General features: G+C 43.3%; 21 protein-coding genes. 8 read left to right on the top strand and 13 right to left on the bottom strand.

Going from position 1 to position 24,582, the window contains the following annotated elements; all coding sequences use genetic code 11:
- Positions 1 to 116: 116 nt before the first annotated feature.
- Positions 117 to 1,547 carry a bifunctional D-glycero-beta-D-manno-heptose-7-phosphate kinase/D-glycero-beta-D-manno-heptose 1-phosphate adenylyltransferase HldE gene (gene hldE, locus JKP82_RS04055; RefSeq protein WP_159532269.1) on the bottom strand — a complete coding sequence of 477 codons (1,431 nt, stop codon included), beginning with the start codon at positions 1,545 to 1,547 and terminating at the stop codon, positions 117 to 119.
- Between the two features lie 37 nt (positions 1,548 to 1,584).
- On the opposite strand from hldE, the gene JKP82_RS04050 reads away from it, so the two are divergent.
- Positions 1,585 to 1,935, top strand: a complete 351-nt coding sequence (locus JKP82_RS04050) for a GIY-YIG nuclease family protein (RefSeq protein WP_309475314.1) — start codon at positions 1,585 to 1,587, stop codon at positions 1,933 to 1,935.
- Positions 1,936 to 2,040: 105 nt separating this feature from the next.
- On the opposite strand, the gene JKP82_RS04045 is transcribed toward JKP82_RS04050, so the two are convergent.
- A complete protein-coding gene (locus JKP82_RS04045) occupies positions 2,041 to 2,946 on the bottom strand; it encodes a DUF350 domain-containing protein (RefSeq protein WP_159532273.1) in 906 nt (301 codons plus the stop codon).
- A 116-nt stretch (positions 2,947 to 3,062) separates the two neighbouring features.
- Here JKP82_RS04045 and glnE point away from each other — a divergent pair, with 116 nt between their 5' ends.
- On the top strand, positions 3,063 to 6,014 hold the full coding sequence (glnE, locus tag JKP82_RS04040) for a bifunctional [glutamate--ammonia ligase]-adenylyl-L-tyrosine phosphorylase/[glutamate--ammonia-ligase] adenylyltransferase (RefSeq protein WP_218396072.1): 2,952 nt from the start codon (positions 3,063 to 3,065) through the stop codon (positions 6,012 to 6,014).
- Between the two features lie 23 nt (positions 6,015 to 6,037).
- Here glnE and JKP82_RS04035 read toward each other — a convergent pair whose 3' ends face one another.
- From JKP82_RS04035 to JKP82_RS04005, 7 genes are all read right to left on the bottom strand, one after another.
- Positions 6,038 to 6,652 carry a TcpQ domain-containing protein gene (locus JKP82_RS04035; RefSeq protein ID WP_159532275.1) on the bottom strand — a complete coding sequence of 205 codons (615 nt, stop codon included), beginning with the start codon at positions 6,650 to 6,652 and terminating at the stop codon, positions 6,038 to 6,040.
- Positions 6,653 to 6,775: 123 nt separating this feature from the next.
- A complete protein-coding gene (gene lpxL / locus JKP82_RS04030; protein ID WP_159532277.1) occupies positions 6,776 to 7,702 on the bottom strand; it encodes an LpxL/LpxP family Kdo(2)-lipid IV(A) lauroyl/palmitoleoyl acyltransferase in 927 nt (308 codons plus the stop codon).
- Between the two features lie 186 nt (positions 7,703 to 7,888).
- Positions 7,889 to 8,155 carry a DUF3081 family protein gene (locus JKP82_RS04025; protein ID WP_159532279.1) on the bottom strand — a complete coding sequence of 89 codons (267 nt, stop codon included), beginning with the start codon at positions 8,153 to 8,155 and terminating at the stop codon, positions 7,889 to 7,891.
- Positions 8,156 to 8,262: 107 nt separating this feature from the next.
- Positions 8,263 to 8,790 carry an outer membrane protein gene (locus tag JKP82_RS04020; RefSeq protein WP_159532281.1) on the bottom strand — a complete coding sequence of 176 codons (528 nt, stop codon included), beginning with the start codon at positions 8,788 to 8,790 and terminating at the stop codon, positions 8,263 to 8,265.
- A 99-nt stretch (positions 8,791 to 8,889) separates the two neighbouring features.
- A complete protein-coding gene (locus JKP82_RS04015) occupies positions 8,890 to 10,077 on the bottom strand; it encodes a hypothetical protein (protein ID WP_159532283.1) in 1,188 nt (395 codons plus the stop codon).
- Between the two features lie 3 nt (positions 10,078 to 10,080).
- Positions 10,081 to 10,869 carry an outer membrane lipoprotein-sorting protein gene (locus JKP82_RS04010; RefSeq protein WP_218395966.1) on the bottom strand — a complete coding sequence of 263 codons (789 nt, stop codon included), beginning with the start codon at positions 10,867 to 10,869 and terminating at the stop codon, positions 10,081 to 10,083.
- Positions 10,856 to 13,165, bottom strand: coding sequence for an efflux RND transporter permease subunit (locus tag JKP82_RS04005; protein WP_159532287.1), 2,310 nt, complete (start codon positions 13,163 to 13,165; stop codon positions 10,856 to 10,858). Before JKP82_RS04005 ends, JKP82_RS04010 begins: the two co-directional genes overlap by 14 nt.
- A gap of 262 nt (positions 13,166 to 13,427) precedes the next feature.
- Between JKP82_RS04005 and JKP82_RS04000 the strand changes: the two genes are divergently transcribed.
- The 5 genes from JKP82_RS04000 to JKP82_RS03980 all read left to right on the top strand — a co-directional run bounded on the left by JKP82_RS04000 (position 13,428) and on the right by JKP82_RS03980 (position 19,994).
- Entirely contained in the window at positions 13,428 to 15,677 is a 2,250-nt protein-coding gene (locus tag JKP82_RS04000; protein WP_159532289.1) for an acyl-CoA dehydrogenase, read from the top strand.
- Positions 15,678 to 15,879: 202 nt separating this feature from the next.
- The gene (locus tag JKP82_RS03995; RefSeq protein WP_159532291.1) at positions 15,880 to 16,578 is read left to right on the top strand and encodes a hypothetical protein; all 699 of its coding nucleotides are present in this window, start codon (positions 15,880 to 15,882) and stop codon (positions 16,576 to 16,578) included.
- Positions 16,579 to 16,786: 208 nt separating this feature from the next.
- Positions 16,787 to 18,826: a putative bifunctional diguanylate cyclase/phosphodiesterase gene (locus JKP82_RS03990; protein ID WP_309475313.1), complete on the top strand. Its 2,040-nt coding sequence runs from the start codon at positions 16,787 to 16,789 to the stop codon at positions 18,824 to 18,826.
- Positions 18,827 to 18,831: 5 nt separating this feature from the next.
- Positions 18,832 to 19,422: a thymidine kinase gene (locus JKP82_RS03985; protein WP_159532293.1), complete on the top strand. Its 591-nt coding sequence runs from the start codon at positions 18,832 to 18,834 to the stop codon at positions 19,420 to 19,422.
- A gap of 77 nt (positions 19,423 to 19,499) precedes the next feature.
- Positions 19,500 to 19,994: a GAF domain-containing protein gene (locus tag JKP82_RS03980; protein WP_218395964.1), complete on the top strand. Its 495-nt coding sequence runs from the start codon at positions 19,500 to 19,502 to the stop codon at positions 19,992 to 19,994.
- A gap of 22 nt (positions 19,995 to 20,016) precedes the next feature.
- Here the strand turns inward: JKP82_RS03980 and JKP82_RS03975 are convergent, their stop codons facing one another.
- The 4 genes from JKP82_RS03975 to JKP82_RS03960 form a co-directional block, all read right to left on the bottom strand.
- On the bottom strand, positions 20,017 to 21,048 hold the full coding sequence (locus tag JKP82_RS03975; protein WP_159532302.1) for a LacI family DNA-binding transcriptional regulator: 1,032 nt from the start codon (positions 21,046 to 21,048) through the stop codon (positions 20,017 to 20,019).
- Positions 21,049 to 21,307: 259 nt separating this feature from the next.
- Positions 21,308 to 21,937 carry a uracil phosphoribosyltransferase gene (upp, locus tag JKP82_RS03970; RefSeq protein WP_159532304.1) on the bottom strand — a complete coding sequence of 210 codons (630 nt, stop codon included), beginning with the start codon at positions 21,935 to 21,937 and terminating at the stop codon, positions 21,308 to 21,310.
- Between the two features lie 58 nt (positions 21,938 to 21,995).
- Positions 21,996 to 22,232, bottom strand: a complete 237-nt coding sequence (locus JKP82_RS03965) for a helix-turn-helix domain-containing protein (protein ID WP_159532306.1) — start codon at positions 22,230 to 22,232, stop codon at positions 21,996 to 21,998.
- A 417-nt stretch (positions 22,233 to 22,649) separates the two neighbouring features.
- Complete coding sequence (locus JKP82_RS03960; RefSeq protein WP_159532308.1) at positions 22,650 to 23,504, bottom strand: SDR family oxidoreductase; 855 nt, start codon at positions 23,502 to 23,504, stop codon at positions 22,650 to 22,652.
- Positions 23,505 to 23,548: 44 nt separating this feature from the next.
- Between JKP82_RS03960 and JKP82_RS03955 the strand changes: the two genes are divergently transcribed.
- A complete protein-coding gene (locus tag JKP82_RS03955) occupies positions 23,549 to 24,502 on the top strand; it encodes a LysR family transcriptional regulator (protein ID WP_258544331.1) in 954 nt (317 codons plus the stop codon).
- Positions 24,503 to 24,582: the final 80 nt, after the last annotated feature.

Here is a 24,582-nt window from a genome sequence, read left to right as displayed (position 1 = left end):
CTGGTATCCGTTTGAAAAAACTGCTCGCTTTGCTAGCCTACCGATTAACTCATGGGGCTAGCAAACGACTACATTTTACATTTACTGAAATAAAAATTGAGGTAACCACAAAAATGCTAGGTTAACTTGTTTCGTGTTATACGCTCAATGATTCCGGTGGTAGAAACGCCATCCTCAAACGTTAACACTTGCACCTCACCGCCGTTGGCAATCACTTCTTTTCCACCAGCAATTTCTTCAATTTGATAATCACCACCTTTCACCAATATATCTGGTAATAACGAGGCAATTAATCGCTGTGGTGTATCTTCAGTGAAGGGCACAACCCAATCAACCGCACTTAAGCCAGCTAGTACTGCCATACGGCGATTAGTGTTGTTCACTGGCCGCCCTGGGCCTTTAAGCTTCGTCACCGATGCATCGGTGTTTACTGCTACAATAAGCCGGTCACCTAACTGCGCGGCTTCTTCTAAATAAGCCACATGCCCAGAATGTAGAATATCGAAACAGCCGTTCGTCATTACAATACGTTCGCCTCGCGCTTTCGCAGCAGCCATTGCCATTTCTAGTTGCTCTTCGGTCATCACGCCGCCGTCGAGATGCACAGATTGTTCACCTAAAGCTAGCGCTAATTCGGTATTGGTAACGGTAGACGTACCTAATTTCCCAACCACCACACTGGCCGCTAAGTTGGCCAATACACAAGCAGCTTGCAGAGGTAGTTTGCTTGCTAGCGCCACGGCTAGCGTTGATACCACAGTATCGCCGGCACCAGTAACGTCATAAACTTCTTTGGCTTTTGCAGGTAAATGAAACTCTGCATTGTTTCCTTCGAACAAGGTCATCCCCTGTTCAGAACGCGTTAGCAGTAACGCATCCAAATTAAGGTCAGTTTTAACCTGCTGCGCATTTGCTACTAATGATTTCTCAGAAGTAGACTCACCTACCACATGGTTTAGCTCTTCCATGTTAGGTGTAATAAGCATAGCGTTAGCGTACTTTTTAAAGTCACTGCCTTTAGGGTCGACAATAACGCGCTTACCTTTTGCTTTAGCTGCTTGAATTAGTGCTTGGGGGTGGCTTAAGCATCCTTTGGCGTAGTCAGATAATATAACAATATCAACATCATCAAGGGCGCTATCGAACGCGCTTTCTAGTTCAAATTTATCTGAATCAGCAAAGCTCTTTTCAAAATCTAACCGAAGCAATTGCTGATTACGGCTCATCACCCGAAGCTTGGTTATTGTGTCTTGACCTTCGACGGCGAAAAACTGGCAATCAATATCAAACGACTCTAAGCGCTCACGCAGTAGTTTGGCATTTTCATCGTTACCGCACATGCCTAGTAAGCTGACTTTAGCCCCAAGAGTAGCCACGTTCACGGCCACATTTGCAGCGCCGCCTGGGCGATCTTCAGATGACTGAACATTCACTACAGGTACAGGGGCTTCAGGGGAAATACGACCTGTTCCACCGCTCCAATAGCGGTCTAGCATTAGGTCACCTACAATAAGCACTTTTGCTTTACTAAAATCTGGTAAAATCATTGATGAGACAACTTTATCGATGTATTTCAAATTGCCAATGAGTATAACAGCCAACAACGTGAATACCCACCAGCAGCCTTCAACTTGGTACCTTTATCTTATCGAAAATAAACTGGGTCAATTGTACACGGGTATCACTACCTCCCCTGAACGCAGAATTTCCCAGCACAGAGGAGATATTGCAGGTGGAGCGCGGGCATTAAAGGGAAAAGGCCCACTTCAATTTAGGGCCATTTTCTTAATTGGAGATAGGTCGACAGCCTCGCAAATTGAATACAAGGTAAAGCAACTTTCTAAAGAGAAAAAACGGGCTATCGTTAAACAGAAGGTTTTGCCTGAAAACCTATGCAAAAACAGCCAGTATATTTCTCCTTCCGATTATCAGTAATATTAATTGTGATAGCAGCTTTCTACGTTACGCCATGCGTACTTGCGGCTACAGAGCAAACGCCTCAAGGTTTTAAACAATATACTTGTCTGCTGACAAGCTACCTTAACCACCGAGTACGCCATTAATCACCATGGCAGTACCTATGCTTAACGTAAAGCCTAGTGAAGCTACACCAACGTTGTGTTGTTGATCGACTTCTTGCCTAAAGTTCATACCAAACAGAATCACTTTTTTATTGATAAGCACTAATATATGCAGTGCGATAGCTAACGCTACACTTACCACCAACCAGCCGGTTACGTTACTTACATAACCTGACGGGTTATAGATAAGTAGGTTTTTCGCCGCCGAAACAATCATAGCGGTGCCCAGTAAATTACCCGAATGTTCTATGGCTAACGCTAACTGACCTTTTCGAAGCGCCCCCTGAAATGAGTCGTTTTGGTTATCTTTTGCATAGCGCACTTCTAAAATACGGGTCATCACCAATAACATGGTGAGCACGACAGAGAATCCTGTCACGATAGCAATAATGGCATTCATATCACTGCCATTCACCCACACCATAATATTTCTCAACACGATGGCACTTGCCACTAAGCTTGCAGCATCTACCAGTGCAATACTTACACTGCGCTCTGAAATCATGGCGTGAGTATCTACGCGATTGAGTACCAGCTTGTCATGGGCGAATCGACCAAACTTCACCAACAGAATACCGACAATACCGAACGTCACCATGCCAGTAGCCGCTTCACTGTAGCCCTGCCCGATATGACGACCTACCACCGAACTCAGCACGATACAAAGCGACAACATGCCACCGGCTATACTAATACCAAAAGCAAAATTGTCTTTAATACCAAGCTCTTCGGTCACTGAGTTCTTTCTCATCAGCCCAGTCAACCACTTCATAACCACCAACAGTGCTAGGGCGATACTTACATCGATAGCAAGGTAAATCCATAAGTCAGAACCTAGCGGCACGAGTTTTATTAAAGCATCCACGTATTGTTACTCCTTTTACCTAAACACAACCTTAGGGTGGTTACGCCCCAAAAACTGTGACAGACTCTTTTTTATCTCAACGTTTTGAAATATTTATTATTGTCGAAGCCAGTATTATGCCAACAGACAACACAATTACCATGAGCAATGCACCACAAGCCAACGAAACCTGGGAAAAACTTTCAGATAGTGATCGCGTTAATAGTGATTTAGCGCATCATCGAAATGATCTCACTACCGTATTTGGTCGCTCGCTGTTTTTTGCAGAGACCTGCCTGCAGCACCCTGACTGGGTTGGCGCTATGCTGGTTGAATCGGTTCCTGACGAGCCGCATACCTTTTACAACCATGCAGTTACGCAAAAATTGGAAAATGTTAAGTCAGAAGATGGGCTGCTTAGCGCACTTCGCCACTGTCGCCACTTTCATATGGCTGCTATTACGCTACGTGACGGGCTTAATAAGCAAACTATTACGCAATCATTAGGGCAGGTTTCTGCGTTAGCTGATGTATTAATTACGTCAGCTTACCAATGGCTTTACACCATGCTAAGTGACAAACACGGTGTTCCTTGTGGTGAAAATGGGCCTATCCATATGTACATTTTGGGTATGGGGAAATTAGGCGGTCGCGAACTTAACTTTTCTTCAGATATCGATTTGATTTTTGCCTATCCCGAAAAAGGCATGACAAACGGTGAAAAGAAACCGATAGAAAATCAGCAATTTTTTACCCGCCTAGCGCAAAAATTGATTCAAGCACTTAACAAGGTAACCACCGACGGCCAGGTATACCGAGTAGACATGCGCTTACGGCCATTCGGTGAGTCAGGGCCTTTGGTGATGCACTTCGACGCCATGGAAGATTATTACCAAGAGCAAGGCCGTCATTGGGAACGTTTTGCTATGGTGAAAGCGCGCGTGATCAATAATGATAATTCAGAAGACGTAGCTTCACTAAACGCCATCCTCACGCCTTTTACCTTCAGGCGCTACCTAGACTTCACCACTATTGATGCCCTTAGAGGCATGAAGCACCTTATTGCTACGGAAATTAGACGTAGGCGTTTGAGCAATAATATTAAGCTTGGTGCCGGTGGCATTCGTGAGGTTGAATTTTTCGCACAAAGCTTTCAGCTTATTCATGGTGGTAGAGAGCCTGAGTTACAAAGTAAGTCACTACTTACTACCCTGGATAATCTTGCTGAATTTGAAATGGTTGAAACCGATGTGACTGAACAATTACGGACAGACTATTTATTCCTTCGTAAAATTGAGCATACGCTTCAGCAATGCCAAGACCGACAAACCCAAACACTGCCAGATAGTGAGTGGGAGAAAAATGCACTTATTTCGGTTTTAGGGTTCTCGTCATACCACGCATTTACGCTAGCACTGCATGAAACCATGTCTAGAATACATGGGCATTTCAATGAATTAGTTGAAGAAGCACAAGATACTCACAACAGCGAAGATACCTTATTTGAAGCATGCCGTGATGCCTGGCAACTTTCCCTTGATAAAGAAGAGTTTAGCACCACGCTAACCCCTTTTATTAGTTTAGAGGAAGCGCAAGGGATTTGTACCCAGCTACAAGAATTTAAAACGAATCAGCGCGGGTATCGAATGGGTCAAAAAGGCGAGGATACGCTTAATAAACTGATCCCGGAAATACTGTATGTACTGATTAAATTCGACCCCAGTAAAGCAAACAATGTACTAAAACGAATCTTCGGCGTGATAGATGCGATTACCGGCAGAACAACCTATTTAGATTTATTGCTGGAAAACCCCAATGTTCTGCAACAGTTGGTAAAGCTGTGTGACAGGAGTGAGTGGATAGCGAATGAAATTAAGCGCTTCCCGCTGCTGTTAGATGAACTGCTTACCCCGCTCTATTTGCAGCAGCAAAATTCAGATATCACCACTAGTAAATATGAATACGCGCAAGAGTTGCGACAAACCATGCTGCGCGTTGAACACGACGATGTTGAGCTTGCTATGGACACATGGCGACAGTTTAAGCTTTGTCAGCAGCTGCGCATTGCAGCCAGCGATATTAGTGGCTCGCTACCCATAGCGAATGTAAGCGATAAACTTACCGTATTAGCGGAAGTCTTGCTCGAGCAAGTTATTGAAGCAGCGTGGCACCAAGTTTCAGCTCGCTTTGGCGTGCCGAGTCATTTGAACGATGGCGAGCTCGGGTTTGCAGTTATTGGCTATGGCAAGCTTGGTGGCTACGAGCTTGGTTATGGCTCTGATCTTGACCTTGTGTTTTTGCACAACGCGCCTCGCCAGTCAGCTACCAATGGGGCTAAGTCTATTGAAGCCCAGCAGTTTTACATCAAACTTGCTCAGCGTATTATGCACTTACTGAATACCAAAACCTTGTTTGGTCAGTTGTATGAAACCGACTTACGCTTGCGGCCATCTGGTAACGCGGGCTTGCTTTGTTGCCATATAGACGGATTTGAGCGCTATCAACAAGAAGAGGCGTGGACATGGGAACATCAAGCGCTAGTGAGAGCCCGCGGTATCTGTGGTGATATATCGCTGCTAAGTGCGTTTAATACTGTGCGTCACAACATTCTATCTATTCAGAGAGACCAGGCTACACTATCTACTGAAGTGAGCGAAATGCGCGTAAAAATGCGCAAACATTTGCTCTCTACGAGTAATCAAAAAGTCGATTTGAAACAATGTGTGGGAGGCATAGCAGATATTGAATTTATGACTCAATATTGGGTATTAGCACATGCGAATAAGATTGAGAGCTTGACTGAATTTTCAGATAATTTGCGTTTACTAGATGCAACCCGTAACGCAGGCATTATTGATGGAAAACAATCTCACGCGCTACAACAAGCTTATCTTGCGCTAAGAGAACAATATCATCACCTGACCCTTGCAGACACGAAATATGCAGAACAAACCGAGCATTTGAGCCAAATGAGAGAAACGGTAAGTGAATATTGGCAGGCGTTATTTGATAGTACTGCTGGTCATGCTGCCGATAGTAGTACCGACATTGATGGCAGTAGTATTAATGATAACGAAGGTGAGCAGTAGCTCACCTTTGCTTTAACTGATGATCAACGAACGAGGGTACATCGGGTAGATAAAAACTCGGTCTCTTCAGCAGTCACTACCAGAGAGCGTTGCTCGGGGCATAGATAGGCGTTTACCCGCCCTTCAAAGCTACTGTCGATAGCGCTGGCAATTTTAGCCAATGAACCGGCTACCGTATTATCTAACTGAAACTGATGTTTGATAATGAAGTCTTGCTCTAAATTCCATATCAGCTGCATGCCTTCCGCTTGCGCAAAAGTAGAGATAGCCTCTCGGAGTGTACTGCCCTCTTTGAAAGTGCGGAATTTTTGCTCTCCGGTCCAACTGGTATCTACCGTTGTATTTATACTCGACATGCTTTCTAGTCTGCTATCGAGCTGTGGATCAACGCCGCCAGTTTCTATCACAAAAGTACCCTGCTCTTCCTTAACTGGATCGGTAGAGGACATTCTAAATTCGCGGTAAAACTCGCTCAATCCCTTTGCCACCGATTTTTCTTCAGCTGGTTTACCGGAAGGTTCTTCATCACTGCTATTTTGTTGCAAATAAATCATCACACCCGCAATCACTATCAATACGAATGCCAGCGCTATGTGACGCGCCCAAAAAAATGTATTTGAATAACCTTTTTTAGCCATGACTTTTTCAATGCTTCCAATAACTTAAACTCAAGGTACAGCTTAACTCGCTTTTACCTTACGCACAAAAAGCGCGCTACAGTAATAATTGTACACCTAACGGCACAATAGGTAACTGCTTCGTTAGTACAATGACGGGGTGTCTTTACTGGGTCTGGTTTTGAACCGTTTATGCATCCACAAGTAACTTTCAGGCTGTTCTTTAATTGCCTTATCAATATGCGTGTTCAATTCTGTTAATGCCGCAACATCGTCCATATCCCCTAAATGCGTCAATGGGGGGTATATCTTTATTTTATAACCCTTCGCAGTGTACTGAGACGTAATCATCATAGGCACACTGGTAGAACGACGAATAAACATCAACGTAGCTGTGGTGGTCGCGGTTTCAGCAACCCCACCAAAAGGTACGAATACGCTTTGCTTTGGCCCGTAATCTTGATCGGGAAGGTATAAGCACAGCTCGTTTTCTTCCAATGCCATTAACAACGCTTTGGCATTTCGCTTGTCAATCATATACTTATTGGAGCGATTACGACCATGGTACTGTAAATAGTCGACCAGCGGATTATTATGTTTTCTATAGAAGGCGATGCTAGGGTGGAAGTAACCAATACCCCTGCATGCAAATTCAAGGTTCATGTTGTGCAGTGCCATGCCAAACACACCTTTGCCGCTGGCTATGGCTGCCTCAACATGCTCCGCACCTTCAATTTCTATGGCCTTTTTCACTCGCCAATCAGGCCACCACCACCCCATCGCCGTTTCAAATAAGGCCATTCCGGTTCTGCGCACATTCTCATTTAATAGCGTTTGCACTTCTGACTCCGACAACGACGGGTTCCAAAGTTCAAGGTTTCGCTTTGCTACGCGCACGCGTTTAGGAACAATTTTCGCAATCAGTTTACCTGCGCCACCGCCAATAAATCGTATAACAGGCAGAGGGAGCCAAGTGATGATGTAAAGAAGGAATACTCCTAGCCATACAGGCCAAAATTTTGGAGTAAGAAAAGACAGTTTGAATTTAGGAGCCTTAATTGCCGCAGCCAACGCACTCTATTCCTAACAAATTAAGAGGAGCGCTATTGTAGCAGACCAAATTAAAGTCGAAAGTGCGTTGGTGGAATAATTCGACACTACTGTCGTGGTATTTTGAACTCAATACGCCAAGCATTGTTTTACCTAGCTCGGTTAGCAAAAATGTTCACAGGACGTTAGCCCTCTCACTCTATAAATTTAGTGAGCGCCATACTCTTTATCAATCTGCTTCAGCTTTTTCTCAAAAGTTTGAAAGTGATCGTTTGTTTCATAATCGAAGTGATACTGGTTATGGAAACCAAACTGCAATTTACAGTTCATGTCTTCGATAAATAACGTGTAGCCATCTAGGTCGGTGTACGCAACAATACCATTTAGGTGGTATTGATCTTCTTTCTTATCACCATTAGTTCGGATTTTTTCAAACACCTGCAATAGAAATTTACTGTCTAATTCATTTTTCATAAATGGCTCCTTAGTTTTTGACTAGCCACTCTTTTTACGCTGAATGATAGCGTTTGGATTACACCGCTCATACTGATATGAATTTAGTCACTTGCCACTATTAGCCATTAAAAATTGTAGCGAAAGCCCAAAGATACTAAATGCGTTGAGAGGTCATCTTCCCCTCCTAGGTATGTATATTCAAGTCGCACCATAGATTTTAGACCAACATAATAATCAAATCCAAGACCAGCAATACCTGCAACCACACCTTCATCAAACGAGCATGCATCACCCGATAACTCTGAGTTGCCACAGTCGCGCGTACTTGCAATATCAGCGTTAGCAATACCTAATTTGTAATACAGTTCACCGTACTCGCTTTTCGCCTTTCCAAGTACAGCAAGGTAAAGCGCATCCCCCGAAAGATCGGTATCATCCTCGCTATCGTTAGTGAGATTAAGGTAACCCACTTCTGCATACCACTGCCTATGGATTTGGCGCCCAAAAGCAACACTGTAAGCTAGCCCGCTATTCTCGACATTTGTGAACTCAAAATCACTAAACCCAACTGACGCAATACCATAATTGGTAGAAGCACTATGTGCGTTGAACGTTAAAAAAAGCGCAATAAAACCAACTACAAACTGCTTCATTAAAACCTCAGGTTAAAACCACCAAAGAACAACCCTATTATTAACTATCTAGGGTGACGAGTGTAAACGTTAAATTTATATCAGAAATAAAGCCTCGTACTAAAAAAAGTACTCAAGGGTAAATTGGAGATGATCATCTCTTCTTAGGAAATAAAAGGTATCGTCAGTATCATCACTTGAAAAGAAATAGCCATCCAATTTCCAGCGCCAATGAGATGAAATACGACTAGACGCTTCAATAAATGCACTAGAAGTACTCGATTTATCTAAATCTTGCACGTATCCCATTAGCACTTCTGTTCCGTCAATGTCATTGAAGATAAACCGTAAGCCCACCATCAGGTCGTTTTGACCTAAAGCAAAAAAGTTATCTTCGCGTTCATCGAACTGGTACTCACTCAGTACACCTAGGCCATATTGGGTGTCGAATATGCCTTGTGTGGTGTACTCGAAACCTGTGACAACCGCAGCAAAATCTTCCGATTGCCCTTCACGATATATCGACTCAAATTTAAGTAACCATGCCCCGTATACATTCAGTAAATCTACGCCTACCTGATTGATTTGCGCGTAATAGGGAAGAATTTCTGGCTGACCTTCATCATTCACGGTGGTAACAAGTTCAGGCTCTCTGCTTGTACCTGAAAAGTAAGACAGCCCCACTTCCCAGTCACTGATACTGGCTTGCCACCTCAGCGCATAATCAACATGACTTTGCTCACCATCCGACTCATACAAGGCATCTCCCACAGCAATGGGCGGTCGCAGACGTCCATCAACACTTTCGAAGGTACGCTCTCTAAAATAGGGCAACACAAATGCTGAAAACGTACCAAAATCACTAAAGTAAGAAACATTGACCATGGGCTGACCAAGCTTATCTTCGCCGTCTACCGCTTCAATTGCATCGGTTTGATTCACAATATCGACGAGGTGAATGGACTCTGTTTGCCCCCAGAATACTTTTCCAATCCCTATTTTGGTTTCCCATGTGTCTGCCACGTGCATCCACTGCAGTTCCCGAACATCGAAATGCGTTCTATCCTCGTCGTGTTGATCAGCCCTGAAAAAGGGCTTAAACAGCAAGCTGTCTTCCCCATCATTCCACTCGGTATAGGTTTCAGGGCTAAAAAAAACAGAGCCGTAAGCTCTTTCTTGTGCTTCGTAAAGGGCGTCTTGCAAGAAATAACGCAACTCTCCGCCTGCGGAGCCTGTCACTTCCGTATTGGCCAACAAAGAAAATGAAGCCGTAATACTTGTTACCAATAAAGCGATGGATTTAGTCACGAATTACCGCGCTCTTTTTAAGCTATTCTTATCAAAATCCGATTCTGACAAATCGGTATCAAATATTAAGCTTTCTGTAATTAGCGACGTAGACTTACGGGTTTGTACGTTCGTCATCTCGCTGCGAATAGGTCGCCAGTATTTCTCTTTGTAAAGCTCATAATCTTTTAGTTCAAGCACCTTAAGTAGCGCCCCTTTCTTATCGTAAAATTGAACTTTGTGTACGCGGTAGTGAGACTTATCAATCCATACTTTTTGCAACGTATAACCCGAATAGTCGTATTGAGGAATTTGCTCCAATACAAAGCACGCTTCGCCATTAATCGTCTCATCCCCCACATAGGAGTAGGAAAATTTCTCTACTTCGAACGATGTCATGTCTTCAAAAGCAAATTCACTGCCGACAAAAGGCCCACTTTTATTTTTTGACGCTATACGCTTTACCCGTTTTAAAGCAGGAAGAAATATCCACTGTTCATCGGCATCGAAAACATGTGAGAAGCTCAGGAATGCTGTTCCTTTTACATCCCGAGGGGATTGGAAAACCGTTAGTGCTTTATCACCATCATCGGTCAACTCCATCGATTTCACGTTGAGTTTGCGTGTTGCTTCTTGGCCTTGTGCATTACGCAGGACCATTAAGATTTTCGCCTCTGAGTTATTCCACCCGCGATCTCTCGCTTTTCGCTCCTGCGCTATTTCTAGTCCTTTTGCACTAGGCTCAGCGGCAACGCCATTGAATGCGCTGATAGATATGAACGACGCCAGTAAAACAAGGCTAATGTATCTCACTATTCTTCTCCGGTAACGGGGTTTCATCTTTATCCAACCACATTAATAACGCGGGTAGGAAAATAAGGTCAACAGCCAAAGCCGCGACGATAATAATAATGGTCAAAATGCCCATGTGCGCGTTCAGCATAAAGCTTGAAGACGCTAACACACCAAAGCCGACTGTCAGCACTATTGTGGTAGTGGTCAGTGCCATTCCAACCGTATTAAATGCATAAAGCACACTCTCTTTAACCGATTTACGCGTCAGCCTCGCCGACTGATACTTCGACAAGAAGTGCACAGTATCGTCAACAATAATACCCATGGTCATACTGATCACCACCGACAGTGCCATGTTAATTTGGCCAGAGATTACCCCCCAAACGCCAAACCCGATAGCGGCGGGTAGCAAATTAGTAAACAGGCTAACTAACCCGAGTCGCCATGAACGCAGTGCAAATAAAATCAAAACAGAAATAAGCACTAGGGCATATAGAGAGCCCACTACCATACTCTCCATATTTCGATCGCCAATATGCGCGAACATTAAAGGCGGACTGGCGGCTTCTAACCGGTTGTCGCTACCAAGACTTTTGAAATATGCTTTTGCATCAGACTCCAATGCGGTTAAATCTCTGCTGCCTAAATTATCGATAACAGCGATAATTCTCATTGCCGATTTATCAATATCTAACTGATTGCTTAAGTCTAGACCAAATGGTAGCGACATTTCATACAGCAATACATACTGAGAGGCCAGCTCCCCATCTTCAGGTAACCGATAATAAGCATCTTCATCACCATGCATATTTTTATTTAACCGTTTTAATGTATCGGCAAATGACAACACATGATGAACTTCTTCTTTTTCGCGCAGCCATGTCGTAAGTAATTCTACTCGCGCTAAAAATTCAGGTTCCGTGGCACCATAAGGGGTATCTGAATAAATAACGAAGTCGATATTAGACATACCACCAAGCTTCTCTTCATTGATTTCCACCGCTTGGCCAAACGTACTTCTATCGTCGAAGTACTTCACCGCCACATCATTTAACTCGTTATTCGTTGCAAAAACACTGACTCCCACAATCACTAACGCACAAATAGGTAACAGAGCTCGATAATTCGACGTGACTTTATTTCCCAATCGGTCGAAGACCTTGTTACTTTTTGTCGCCTTCACTTTCAGTGGCTTTAGCAGCAATAAAGCGGGTAGTAACCAAAGCGACAATACACAGGCGAGCATTACGCCAAATGCGGTCATGTTACCTAAATCGGACAAAACGGGAACGGCAGAAAAGTTCAGCATCAAAAAGCCAATCGCCGTGGTAACACTGGTGATAATAATAGGCTTGGTATTGATTCTTAAACTTTCACTAATCGCATTCTCGTTGGTGAGGCCGCGACCAAGAAAGTACTGTACACCCACAATGATGTGGATACAGTCAGCCACTGCCAGTGTCGTTATCATGGTGGGAGCGTTCACAGTAGCGGTACTTAAAAACATGCCGAGCCAGCCAGATACACCAATGGAAGTGGCGATGGATACAATTACCACTAATAGTGTAGCGAGAGCCGCTAACACCGAACGAACAATCACGCCTATCATCACAATGATAAGGAAAAACATGAGCGGAATAAGCGTACTGGCGTCTTGCTGCGCAGCCACCGCAAAGGCATCGTTCATCACAACCATACCGGTGAGATAGATAGTGTGACCGGGGTACTTTTCTTCTAACTGCTGTTTTAACGCAGTGGCAACCGTTGTGATTTCAATGACTTCTTTCGTTTGGTCGCCGTCAGGTAACTGAATAGTCGTATTCACAACCAATACGTCACCTGGGTACGATACTAGCCGCCCGGTTAGCTCAGGGGTGTTATCTAGTACATCCTTAATATCTGTTATTTCAGGATTCGAGAGCGAACCTGTGGTAATTAAGTCCTCGACAATAAGATCGTCATCTTCGGCGTAGGTATATTGGAAGTTAGCGATGGATTCAACGCGGGTGGAAAGAGGGAGTTGCCATGCAGTTTCTGTAAGCTCAACAACTAAAGATAAGGTAGACGGTTTAAACACATTGTCGTCGTCTGGCACTACCATAAAAGCGACATTTTCGCTTTTATTAAATATGTTCTGCATTTCTTCAAAGGCAAGACGCTGCGGATTATCAGGCTCAAAAAATACTTTGTAGTCGCCTCGAAAGTATAAATTTTTTGCGCCGACTACTGCCACTAACATCGCAACAATAACCACACAGATAGTTAACTTTGGTGAAGCAAACCACCTTGATGTGACCGATGATGTATCTTGCATTACAACTTCCTGTAACTCGCTCTGTTATCGAAAGTCTACCCGTAAACGGTTAATAAACATAACTCAGTTACCAGAATATTTTTGAATGCGGCCCCATTTTGTAACATATCCTCACCATCAACATTTATAGCGTTATCGTAAGAGCTTATTTTTATTGAATTTTACATATTCCAATTTATTTATGAGCAATTTTTTTGATCTTTTCTGAAACTGATGTAGTATTAACACCATACAACTGGTCAGATGAGCGGATGAGTCAAATATGAGTATTAGAACTAGCTTAAAAAAAGTGTTACCACCAATTTCTGTAACAGAACAGGAAGCGTTAGATGCTGGTGACGTTTGGATTGAATCTTCTATTTATCAGGGTAAACCTGATATGCAGGCACTTCGTGATATTCCTCAAGCTAAATTGAGCGCGGAAGAGCAAGCATTTATGGACGGCCCAGTATCAGAATTACTGGGTATGATTGATGATTTCGAGTTAAATAACGGCGAGCACATTCCTCAAGACGTTTTAGACTTCTTGGGTAAAAACCGTTTCTTCTCAATGATCATCCCTAAGAAGTTTGGTGGTCTTGAGTTTAGCCCTTACGCTAACTCAACCATAGTAGCCACTATCGCAGCAAAATCTGGTGCAATCGCTGTAACCGTTATGGTACCTAACTCGTTAGGCCCAGGTGAGTTACTTATGCATTATGGTACTACTGCCCAACAAGATTACTGGTTACCACGCCTTTCAGATGGTCGTGATATCCCTTGTTTTGCCCTAACTAGCCCAGAAGCCGGTTCAGATGCGGGTGCTATTCCTGACGCAGCGATCGTAACTAAAGGCGAGTACAACGGCGAAGAAGTGCTTGGCCTTCGTATCAGTTGGGACAAGCGTTATATCACGCTTGCGCCAATTGCTACCGTGCTCGGTTTAGCATTTAAAGTATTCGACCCTGAGCAATTGCTTGGTGACAAACTAGAGCTAGGTATTACCTGTGCGCTATTACCTAAGTCTCACCCTGGTGTTGAGCTTGGTAACCGTCACGACCCTATGGGTGTGCGCTTCTATAACGGTACAACTCGCGGCCAAGATGTATTTATTCCTATGGAATTTATCATCGGTGGTCAGAAAAATATCGGTCGCGGTTGGCAGATGCTAGTAGCGTGTCTTGGCGCAGGTCGTGGTATTTCACTTCCAGCGATGGGCGTTGCGACAGCACAATCAGCATTTAAAGGTACGGTTGAGTATTCATTCGTTCGTGAACAATTCGGTGTTCCGATTGGTCGCTTCGAAGGTATTCAAGAGAAGATGGCAGACATTGCTGGTAAGACTTTCTTACTTGAAGCAATGCGTGTTTTAACAACAGAAGGCTTAGGCTTAGGTGTTAAACCATCGGTTGTTACTGCGATTGCTAAATATCACATGACCGAGCTTGGCCGTGATGTAATGAACTCAGCGATGGATATTCAAGCAGGTAAAGCAATTCAACGTGGCCCGCAAAATACCTTAGCAGGTGGTTATGCAGCACTTCCAATTGCCATTACGGTTGAAGGTGCAAACATCCTTACTCGTAACCTAATGATTTTCGGTCAAGGTGCAATGCGTTGTCACCCTTACCTGAAAGATATGGTTGACCTTATTCACAGCAACGAAAGTTCTGCTGATAAAGAATTCAACAAAGTATTACGTAAAACTGTTGGCTTTAGTGTTAAGAATGCATTCCGTAGTTTTGGTAAAGGTTACTTACCTTTCCTACGCGGTTCAGAGTCTGCATTGCCTGAAGTACGTAAGTACGAAAAGCGTGTAAACAGCATCTCAGCTAAATTAGCACCACTTGCTGACTTATCACTAGCAGTACTTGGTGGTGACCTTAAGAAGGCAGAATTACTTTCAGCACGCCTTGGTGATGTGATGAGCTACCTTTACGGTGCAATGGCAGCAATTCGTTTTTACGAGCAGCGCATTGAAGACCGTAAACTTGCACTACCGTATTTCGAATACGCTATGCAGTGGTCATTACAACAAGCTGATCAGGCAATTGTTAACTTCATCAACAATTTCCCGAACACACCGACTCGTGGCCTAATGCGCTTACTTACTAACACTTACTCAAACAGTGTGGCGGGAATCAGCGATGACCTAGTACGCGAATTGTCTATGGCGTCAATGCAGGACAACAGTGTGAAAGCGCAGCTTACTCATTTAGTTCGTGTAAGCCCGGGCGATGGTAACGATATTAACGAACAAGCATTTAAAGCGAAGCATGCGGTTGCACACCTATTAGGTAAAGTGCAAAAAGCACTGCGTAAAGAGCCTGTAGTGCCGTTTATCTCGTTTGAGCACGCGCTGAACAAGCTTCAAGAAAAAGGTGTTATTAATGCCGAAGAAGCTGCACAGTTGCATGACTACAACGAAAAGCGTCAATTGGCGGTTCGTGTTGATGAGTATACTTTCGATATGGAGTTATTGCCAGCAACTGAGACGTTGCGCGCAATTGATGGCGGAAAAAACGCGGCTTAATATTAATTAATTAGCACGCTATTAATAGAAAGCTCTGGCCCTTGGCTGGAGCTTTTTTGTATGTAAAAAATAACATTGGTCAGCACATTAAGGCGCCCCAAGCTCGCTTTATGTATACATGCCTTCACGCCTTGCACTAAAGGATGAAAATTCCCCCTTAAACATCTACGCTTTATATATCAATTTTGAATCATAGAAAGTTATGCAAATAATAAAGCTTCTTGGCACTGCTTTAACGGTTTCTTTTATTTGCTCAGCTAATTGCCTGGCTAACGGGGATGATAATGCCCCCATGCTCATCGGTTATGTGGGGCACCCTAGAGTGGTGACTCATTACAACAATATTATTGCCAGAACTTATAGCAAGCTTGGAATAACCGTTGAATTTATCGAGGTAGGTGGTGAGAGAGGCCTTCGGTTGTTAGATGCAGGCGTTACAGATGCTGATACTGTTCGCTATGAATTAGCTACCAACGATTTTAGCAACTTTTTCGTCGTGCGACCCGTTATTGTAAAAGGCGCAACAATTCTATTGTGTATGCGCAATAGTCTGTGTGAAAACAGCGTGCTTTCAAACCCAAACATCGTCATTGCAGCCACTAAGCGGTTTCACATCAATATTGAAGAAAGTGACATCGACATTGCTGCAAATCTCCGTGAATACGACCGCTTCGACCAAGTTGTGAATTTGCTTGTTTCAGGCCGATACAACTACGCGTTATTGCCGACAGACTTTTCCGATGAGGCTACCTTCAAAAAGCTAGGTGCACGACACATTGTTATTGTAGAGCACAATATCGTTCATGTGGTTAACAACAAATACCTTCACTTACGAGAAGATTTATCAGAGGCTCTGAGCAGCGTACTAAAGGAAGTAAACGCGATTGAAGCCAGCAATTAACGCTAATGGCTGTGAGGTAATACACTTACTGTCAAGCACCGGCTACTTCTTACGTCGCATAGCAATTTTTGTAATATGCGTGTAATTTAATCAAAATGAGTGTGTAAATTTAAAGCGACAAAAGCTAATTCGCTGTTATTGTTAACTACACAAAAAACTTCACACCATATATAGCCGTAAGCATATTGAGTTGGAAAGTAAATTTATAGTGAAAAGTTTTGATGAAAATAGAGATTTAACCTCCTCTCTTCCCATCACGCCGCAAATGCAGCGTGACTTGGCGGATATGCTAAACCGTAATATGTTTACTGGCTTAGCCATGACTTTCGTTGCTTTCTTAGGGTTAACATTCGGCTTCGGATTCGATACCGAAAAAGACCAAAGCTCGAAGGTGTTGCTCTTTATCGCAATGAACACGGTTATAGTTCTCCGTTTTGCAGATGGCCTTTATTGGTTAACCAGATTAAAAGGCACGCAGTATGATGCGCGCCCTGTAAAGTTTAGGTTTGCGATTGGGGTATATTCAACATCTACAGTGTGGGCACTTTATTCAATCTTGCTCTACACCACAATGAATGCAGTTGAGTTAGCGACAACCATGGTTATCCTTGGGGCAATGGCTGGCGGCGCGGCTTCAGTATTAGCGCCAAGTAAAATTTTCGTCTTTGTCTACACCACCTCATTGCTTGTGCCCATGTCGAGTAGAGCGTTGCTTGACGATGACAGAAATTTTGTTGTTTTGGGGATCTTGGGGCTTATTTTTTGGGTAGGTATTCTTGCTAGCTCTTTTCGTTACCACCGATTCTTTTTTGATACTGTATCACTTAAAAACAAGAACGCTCGCCTGATAGAGCAAATGCGCACAGATAGACAAGAAACCGCGAAGATTAACGCCATGCTGCGTAAATCTAACGAGCAGTTAGATGATGCTAATGCCAATTTAGAAGATGAAGTTGAGAAACGTACCGCCGATATTTTTAGGTTATCTAATAGAGATCCGCTGACTAATTTACTCAATAGAAACGGACTGTTTAAACAGTTAAATACCCTCATTGAAAGCACCAAAGCGCTTGATAATAACCTAGCCGTTTTGTTTATTGATTTAGACGGCTTTAAGCAGGTAAACGATAGTTTAGGACACAAGGTCGGCGATATTGTACTTGCTGAAATTGCTAACCGACTCGCCCAATACTGCGAAAAAGATCATCTCGCTAGGTGGGGAGGCGATGAATTTGTCGCAGTAACTCCCTATGCCACCGTTCATACCGCAGTGGCGGTTGCTCATGCTATGCGCAGTGGGGTTACAAAGCCTATTATAGCGTTAGAAAACCAAATCACATTAGATGCCACGATTGGTATTGCGATTTATCCCGAGCATGGCAATGACACCATGACGCTTATTCAACAAGCTGACTTGACCATGTACGATCAAAAGCGCAAACAACGAGGCACTATTGGTGTTTTTAGTGAAACCTTGCATGAAAAAATAAAAAATGAACAGCGTCTTTGTGAACAATTACGGTATGCCATAGAAAAAAAAGAGTTTTCTGTACACTACCAGCCCATTATTTGCGCCGACACACAAAAGCTAAAATCGGTTGAAGCCCTACTACGCTGGAACTGTAACGGTAATATCGTGTCACCAGCGCGCTTTATCCCCCTTGCCGAGCGAACGGGCTTAATGCCAGAAATAGGCTCTTGGGTATTAAATCGTGCGTGTATAGATGCGACAGAATGGCCATTCAACGAAGATATTGCATTATCGGTGAATGTATCTATTAGTCAGCTGCTCGATGAAACTTTTGTAAATGCACTTGATAAGGTGCTAGCGTCTACAAACATCGACCCAGCCCGCCTTTACTTAGAAATAACAGAGAGTGTGTTTGCTAATAATGTTAATGCGGTGGCAAACCAAATACACAATGTTAAACAACGTGGTGTAAAAATATCAATCGATGACTTTGGCACAGGGTACTCTTCATTGAGCAGATTACAGTCAATGCCTTGTGATTTTATAAAAATTGATCGCTCATTTGTACAGAATACCAATGAAGGTAGTGATACTATTATGCGCGCAACCATGCTTATAGCAAACGAATTTGGTTGCAAGACCATTGCTGAGGGCATTGAAACCTTAGACCAAATGAACCACATCAAAACCCTTGGTGTGGATTTTATCCAAGGCTTTCTTTACGCTAAACCAATGCCATTGAGCGACCTTAAAACCTGGTATAACGAAAACAAATAATATTCATGGCTCAACTTTATTTTTATTACTCTGCAATGAACGCAGGAAAATCGACCTCTCTTTTACAATCAGCTTATAACTATCGCGAGAGAGGCATGCACTCTCTAATTTATACCGCTGCCTTTGATGACCGCTATGGCGTAGGAAAAGTGACCTCTAGGATTGGATTACAAGCCGACGCAAAACTTTATCGAAATGATGACGATCTCTATGAATCCATAAAACAAGACAACAAAGAAAAGCGTTTAGATTGCATTTTCATTGATGAAGCGCAGTTTCTAACGCAAGTTCAAGTTCGTCAGTTAATAGAAGTGGTAGACGAATTAGATATCCCCGTTTTGGCTTACGGATTACGTACTGACTTTTTGGGAGGCACTTTTGAAGGTAGCCACTACCTTCTCGCTTGGGCTGATAAGTTGTTCGAACTTAAAACGGTTTGTCATTGCGGGCGCAAAGCAAATTTCGTGGTAAGGCTGGATGAAGATGGCAATGCGGTCACCGACGGAGACCAAGTACAAATTGGTGGCAACGATCGCTACGAATCTATGTGCAGAAAGCATTTCAAAGAGTTGGTCTGGGATAAAGACAAAATTTAATGTTTCTTAAACTTCACTCTTTGAAAGTAAGTATATACTTCAACTATTATGTTTGAATTACCTCAAAGAGTGTCGCTTTGGATATAGACCGCTATACAACACTCGTCATTTCATTATCAAAGCGCGGATTGGATGAGCAAGATAAACTCACTGCGATAGTGTCATGTCTTCGGTTAGGGATCCCTTCCGCGAACCGAATTAGCTTATGGCGATTTGAAGAAAACAAAACCCGAATTCGGTGCCTAACGTTAAATCAAGATGGCCAAAATTTGCCAACCAATGATTTATCGCTGTCTAAGGAAGCGATTCCCGATTATTTTGACGACATACTAAAACAAAGCGTGTTAGTAGCCTCTGATGCCCGTCATCATCCTGCCACCAAATGCTTTAACGACAGTTACTTCAAGCCCAATGATATTTACTCATTGCTAGACTTTACCTTTCATCACCAATTCAACCCAATTGGTGTTATTTGTTGCGAAAAGACACACAGTCCAGTCCAATGGTCACAAGATGATATAGATAACTTAAAGCGTGTGGCGCAGATAACATCAATGTTTTACGACAGTTAGACATTCAATATAGTACTTACTACTAAGCGCTAACGGTTTCCCCCATTTTTAAATCAAAAGGTAGCACAGTGCTTTTCAGTGATTCACTGAGTAAGGCTTTTGCGGCCATTTCGCCCTTAAGCGCACTTGATTGACAGACTGTTGTTAAATTAGGGCGAGTTCTGTCTGCTTCTTCAATCCCGTCAAAACCTGTAATTTTTAGTTCTTCAGGCACTTTAATGCCCATCGAAAGCGCTGATTGCAGCAGTTCTAGGGCTATAATATCACTCATACATAAAACGGTATTAGGTCGAGGGTTACTGTTTAACACCTCTTTCGCAGCTTGCTTTGCGAAGTTCCTCTCACTTTCTGGAATATGCCAAATCCAATCGTTTGTGATTGTTGCTCCACTTTCATCAATTGCTTTCATATAACCGTCTAATCGGCGATGAGAAATGGAGGTTTGTACTTCTATAAGCGGGCTGTCATAAATGCGGCAGGTACTTGGAGACTCGATTAAGCGCAGCCCTAAAATGGCGACATGATCACCAGGAGAAATCGCTTTTTTAGCGATTTGATACGCGGCGTTGTAATTATCGATGTTAACTGACGGCAGCCCCTCAATATCAAAATCTACCGTAATAGCAGGTTTACTTTGTCTGGCTAGTTCTTCTGCCAACTTGTAATTTCGTGGTGCACCGTAACAAATGAAACCATCAACGAAATCCACCACATCGAGGATACTCTCTGAGTCGCCCGCATAAAGGAGGAGGTGCTTACCTTGCTGCTGCAATATACTTGAAACCCCTTTAATGAAGGTGCTGGCCACTGGGTCACTGACGGTATAGGGAATACTATCAGCCAGTACTAGAGCAACAATATTAGAACGCCCTTTCCTTAATATTTGCGCGGCTTTGTTAGGCCCGGCGTAGCCAATGCGATCGCACTCGGCAAGGATATGCTCTCGACGCGCTTTAGAAAGCTGATCCGGCCTATTAAATGCATTTGAAATAGTGGCGGTCGACACACCCAACTGCAAAGCAACATCTTTCAGTGTCAGTTTTGTTTTGGTCATTTTTATTTGTACTATTCCTTGCGTGTGTTTTGTACAGTTCCCTGCGTGCGCAAAGACGACTTTCAGTAAGCATTAACGCGTTATAACTCGCTTCATGCATACATACTTGTAGGCTACCCGCTATTAACAGTAAAGATAACCTAAACTATATCACCACTTAAACGATTAATTCACACCTCTTATCGAATACCTATGACTGAAAGATTTTTAAGCTAAAGTGGATAGAGGGCTGGTTAGGCTAAGTTAACTTAATCGTTTTTTATCGTGTTCCGAATATTTTATCGCCTGCATCACCCAAACCAGGCAGTATGTAGCCCTTTTCATCTAGTCGTTCGTCAATAGCAGCAGTGAAAATTTCTATATCAGGGTGGGCATCAACCACAGCTTTAATCCCTTCTGGCGCAGCCACTAAAAAAAGCCCCATAATTTTTTTACAGCCCTTTTTCTTCAGCAGGTCAATAGTGGCAATTAACGTCCCCCCAGTCGCTAGCATGGGGTCGACAATTAACGCCGTACGTTCATCTATATTTTTGACGACTTTGTCGAAGTATGCCACTGGTTGAAGTGTCTCTTCATCGCGGTATAGACCAACTACACTGATTTTGGCATTAGGAATAAGTTCTAACACTCCTTCCAACATACCTAATCCAGCACGAAGGATAGGTACTACCGTAATTTTTTTGCCTTTTATTTGCTTAACTTCAACATCATCGCCTGACCAGCTTTTTATAACCGCACGCTCTGTGGGTAGCGTTCGTGTAGCTTCGTATGTCAGCAAGTTGCCTACTTCTGATGCCAACTCTCGAAAGTCTTTACTGCTAATTTTGGCATAACGCATTAACCCTAATTTGTGTGCAATTAAAGGGTGAGTTATTTCATGAACGGCCATTTTACTTCCTTAAGTATCTGTTTTACTCAGTTTAACCGCTCATTCCATTTAGGCAAAATTAACCTAACGTATTTTCTCCTACTTTCACGGTGCTACCGTCAGGTAATGTCATTTCAATTTTGATGCTTCCCCCTACCGCGGCTAGGTAAGCCGACGCTCTATGAAGAGGAACATCCTGTATACGTTTCGACTCTAGCTTACTTACCCCCGAAGCAGTCACGCAAAGCGCCATCGCTACGACTTCTTGTTTAACCCTGTGTTGCTTTCTAATATCACCTAACGTTATTTCTCTCATTGTTTTGTCGCCGATATATTTTGGGCATAAAAAAACCCAGATAGTTTAACCTTTCTGGGCTTTTGCAAAACGTTCTTACTTTTATGCCCAGAAGCGAATACTTGCCCCTGAACACTCAGCGTCAGGCGCTATTATTGGATATAATTGTAAAAGTAATTAAAAGTAACGTTTTGCATGATGAATTCTCTTCGGTGGTTGAAATGCGCACTTGCGCTGCTCACTTATCCTTAACCATACCATTATTATTGGCAATAACAACGACTTTCCATTTTGGAATATTTTGAAATATAGGCACATGAACGTAGCGCTCATCAACTGGTGCCATACAACGTAAACACTATCTCCCCCGATTATTTTCCGCGACCTCAAAAATGAAAAAGAGCCACTTGGCTCCTTTTCAATAATTGATGACAGACACTAGGCTAACTTAGCTTTAAGAGTATCAGTAATAGGTGTTGTTGCGCGACCAATCAAGGTTGAAAGTGCATGACTATTATCTTGTAACCATCCTTCAGCAGCATAATGTTCCGTGTCCGCCAACATCGCAGCCAACCCTTCCGGCAGCCCAGCATCAAGCAGCGCAGATTGATATTCATTTTGTTCCATTTCAACATAGCCTATTGCCTTGCCAGATAGGTTTCCGATAGCATCAGCATACTCAGCCAGCGTAAAACCTTCATCGCCAGCAAGCTCATAAATCTTGCCGGCTTGAGATTTTTTGGCAACAAGCACCGACGCAGCGGCGTCGGCATAGTCTTGACGTGAAGCGGTGTGTAGCTTGCCTGTTTTAGCTGCTCCAGCAACCGCCCCCATATCAATCGCACCTTGCACCGCATCGGTGTAGTTTTCACTGTACCAACCATTGCGCAATATCACAGCGGGTATACCCGATTTTTGGATATAGACTTCTGTTTGTTTGTGCTCTGCTGCAATTAAAAGTGGCGACGTAGTGGCTTTCAGCAAGCTTGTGTATGCCAGTAATGAGACCCCCGCAGAAACAGCTGCATCAATTACCGCTTTGTGCTGTTCGAAGCGCTTGCCGAACTCGGTACCAGAAATAAGCAACACTTTGTCCACACCTTTCAATGCGGCAGTCAGTGTTTCAGGTTGGTTGTAGTCAGCTTGACGAATTTGAACACCCTGTTCACGTAAAGCGTTAGCCTTTTCAGGGCTTCGCACCAAAGCAACGACGTCTTGAGGCGCGATAGTGTGAAGAAGTGAACCAATAACTTTCTGGCCTAGCTGACCGTTTGCACCCGTAATAGCAATCATCGTGTAAATCCTTAATGTGTGGAGTGGTTGAATACAGGTACATTATGCGTAAAACTATACGTATCGATAAGGCCATTAATTTAGAATGGATAGTTCCGAATATGAGTACAATAAACATTTCTCATCTGCGGCTGCTTGCCACCTACGCGTTGGTTGTAGATTGCGGAAGTTTCGCAGAAGCGGCAAGACGGGTTCAATCCAGCCGTTCTCGCGTGAGTGAGCAAATCAGTCAACTAGAATCTCAGTTAGGCGTACGATTACTCCAGCGTTCTACTAGACAGCTTACCATTACTGATGAAGGAAAAATGGTGTACGCAGAAGCGAAAAAACTGCATGATATTATTCAGAGTATCGATCAGAGTTTAGTGGAACCTATACCGTCTGGTCGAGTTTCAATTACGGTTACAAATGACATTGCTCATAAGTTTCTTTTGCCTCTGCTACCCAACTTCAAGGCAAAGTACCCTGAGATTAGTTTGAATGTCATCACAAGTGATCAACGTCTTGACCTTATTGCGGAAAATATTGACCTAGGTATTCGCATTGGCCTTCCACGGGACGACGCGTTGATAGGGCGGGTTTTGTACCAAGAGAGGTTTTCACTTTATGCGAGTAAGGAATATATTGAAAAACACACAGAGCCATCAAGCATCAATGAGTTACAGAACCACCGCTGGATTCTACTTCAACAATTGAATGTTGGGGCATCTCAGCATTTAATGTTAGATGAAATACCATTTGAAGTAACCCCTACTCAATACGAAATTAGCAACTCCCCCCATTTTATTCAGGAGATGGTAAAGGCGGGTTTAGGTATTAGTACTTTGCTTCCTTCAACGGTAAAAAATGAAGTGGCAGAAGGCAGTCTTGTGCGTATTTTCCCTCGCGTTTCTAGCGCACCGCTTTTATTCACATTGGTTTATCCGTCTCGAATGCATGTGCCATCAAGAACGCGAGCACTTATTGATTATTTAGTGGAAACATGCCGGTTTGGCTAAGGCCAAGGAGAAGCAAAACAACGGCTGCTTATCTCATTTTCACAAGCGCCCTTTACTAGAAACTTACACTTTACTTGGCA

This window comes from Alteromonas lipotrueae, from assembly GCF_019249215.1.
In the GTDB taxonomy this organism is placed as follows: Bacteria; Pseudomonadota; Gammaproteobacteria; order Enterobacterales; family Alteromonadaceae; genus Alteromonas; species Alteromonas lipotrueae.
Note: the sequence above shows the minus strand (reverse complement) of the source record. Positions and strands in the feature narration are given on the sequence as shown.

Excerpts from the sequence above, each read along its gene's own strand:
- hldE (WP_159532269.1), bottom strand. The coding sequence starts at position 1,547 with ATGATTTTACCAGATTTTAGTAAAGCAAAAGTGCTTATTGTAGGTGAC.
- JKP82_RS04050 (WP_309475314.1), top strand. The coding sequence starts at position 1,585 with ATGAGTATAACAGCCAACAACGTGAATACCCACCAGCAGCCTTCAACT.
- glnE (WP_218396072.1), top strand. The coding sequence starts at position 3,063 with ATGCCAACAGACAACACAATTACCATGAGCAATGCACCACAAGCCAAC.
- JKP82_RS04035 (WP_159532275.1), bottom strand. The coding sequence starts at position 6,652 with ATGGCTAAAAAAGGTTATTCAAATACATTTTTTTGGGCGCGTCACATA.
- JKP82_RS04025 (WP_159532279.1), bottom strand. The coding sequence starts at position 8,155 with ATGAAAAATGAATTAGACAGTAAATTTCTATTGCAGGTGTTTGAAAAA.
- JKP82_RS04020 (WP_159532281.1), bottom strand. The coding sequence starts at position 8,790 with ATGAAGCAGTTTGTAGTTGGTTTTATTGCGCTTTTTTTAACGTTCAAC.
- JKP82_RS04005 (WP_159532287.1), bottom strand. The coding sequence starts at position 13,165 with ATGCAAGATACATCATCGGTCACATCAAGGTGGTTTGCTTCACCAAAG.
- JKP82_RS04000 (WP_159532289.1), top strand. The coding sequence starts at position 13,428 with ATGAGTATTAGAACTAGCTTAAAAAAAGTGTTACCACCAATTTCTGTA.
- JKP82_RS03995 (WP_159532291.1), top strand. The coding sequence starts at position 15,880 with ATGCAAATAATAAAGCTTCTTGGCACTGCTTTAACGGTTTCTTTTATT.
- JKP82_RS03985 (WP_159532293.1), top strand. The coding sequence starts at position 18,832 with ATGGCTCAACTTTATTTTTATTACTCTGCAATGAACGCAGGAAAATCG.
- JKP82_RS03975 (WP_159532302.1), bottom strand. The coding sequence starts at position 21,048 with ATGACCAAAACAAAACTGACACTGAAAGATGTTGCTTTGCAGTTGGGT.
- upp (WP_159532304.1), bottom strand. The coding sequence starts at position 21,937 with ATGGCCGTTCATGAAATAACTCACCCTTTAATTGCACACAAATTAGGG.
- JKP82_RS03965 (WP_159532306.1), bottom strand. The coding sequence starts at position 22,232 with ATGAGAGAAATAACGTTAGGTGATATTAGAAAGCAACACAGGGTTAAA.
- JKP82_RS03960 (WP_159532308.1), bottom strand. The coding sequence starts at position 23,504 with ATGATTGCTATTACGGGTGCAAACGGTCAGCTAGGCCAGAAAGTTATT.
- JKP82_RS03955 (WP_258544331.1), top strand. The coding sequence starts at position 23,549 with ATGCGTAAAACTATACGTATCGATAAGGCCATTAATTTAGAATGGATA.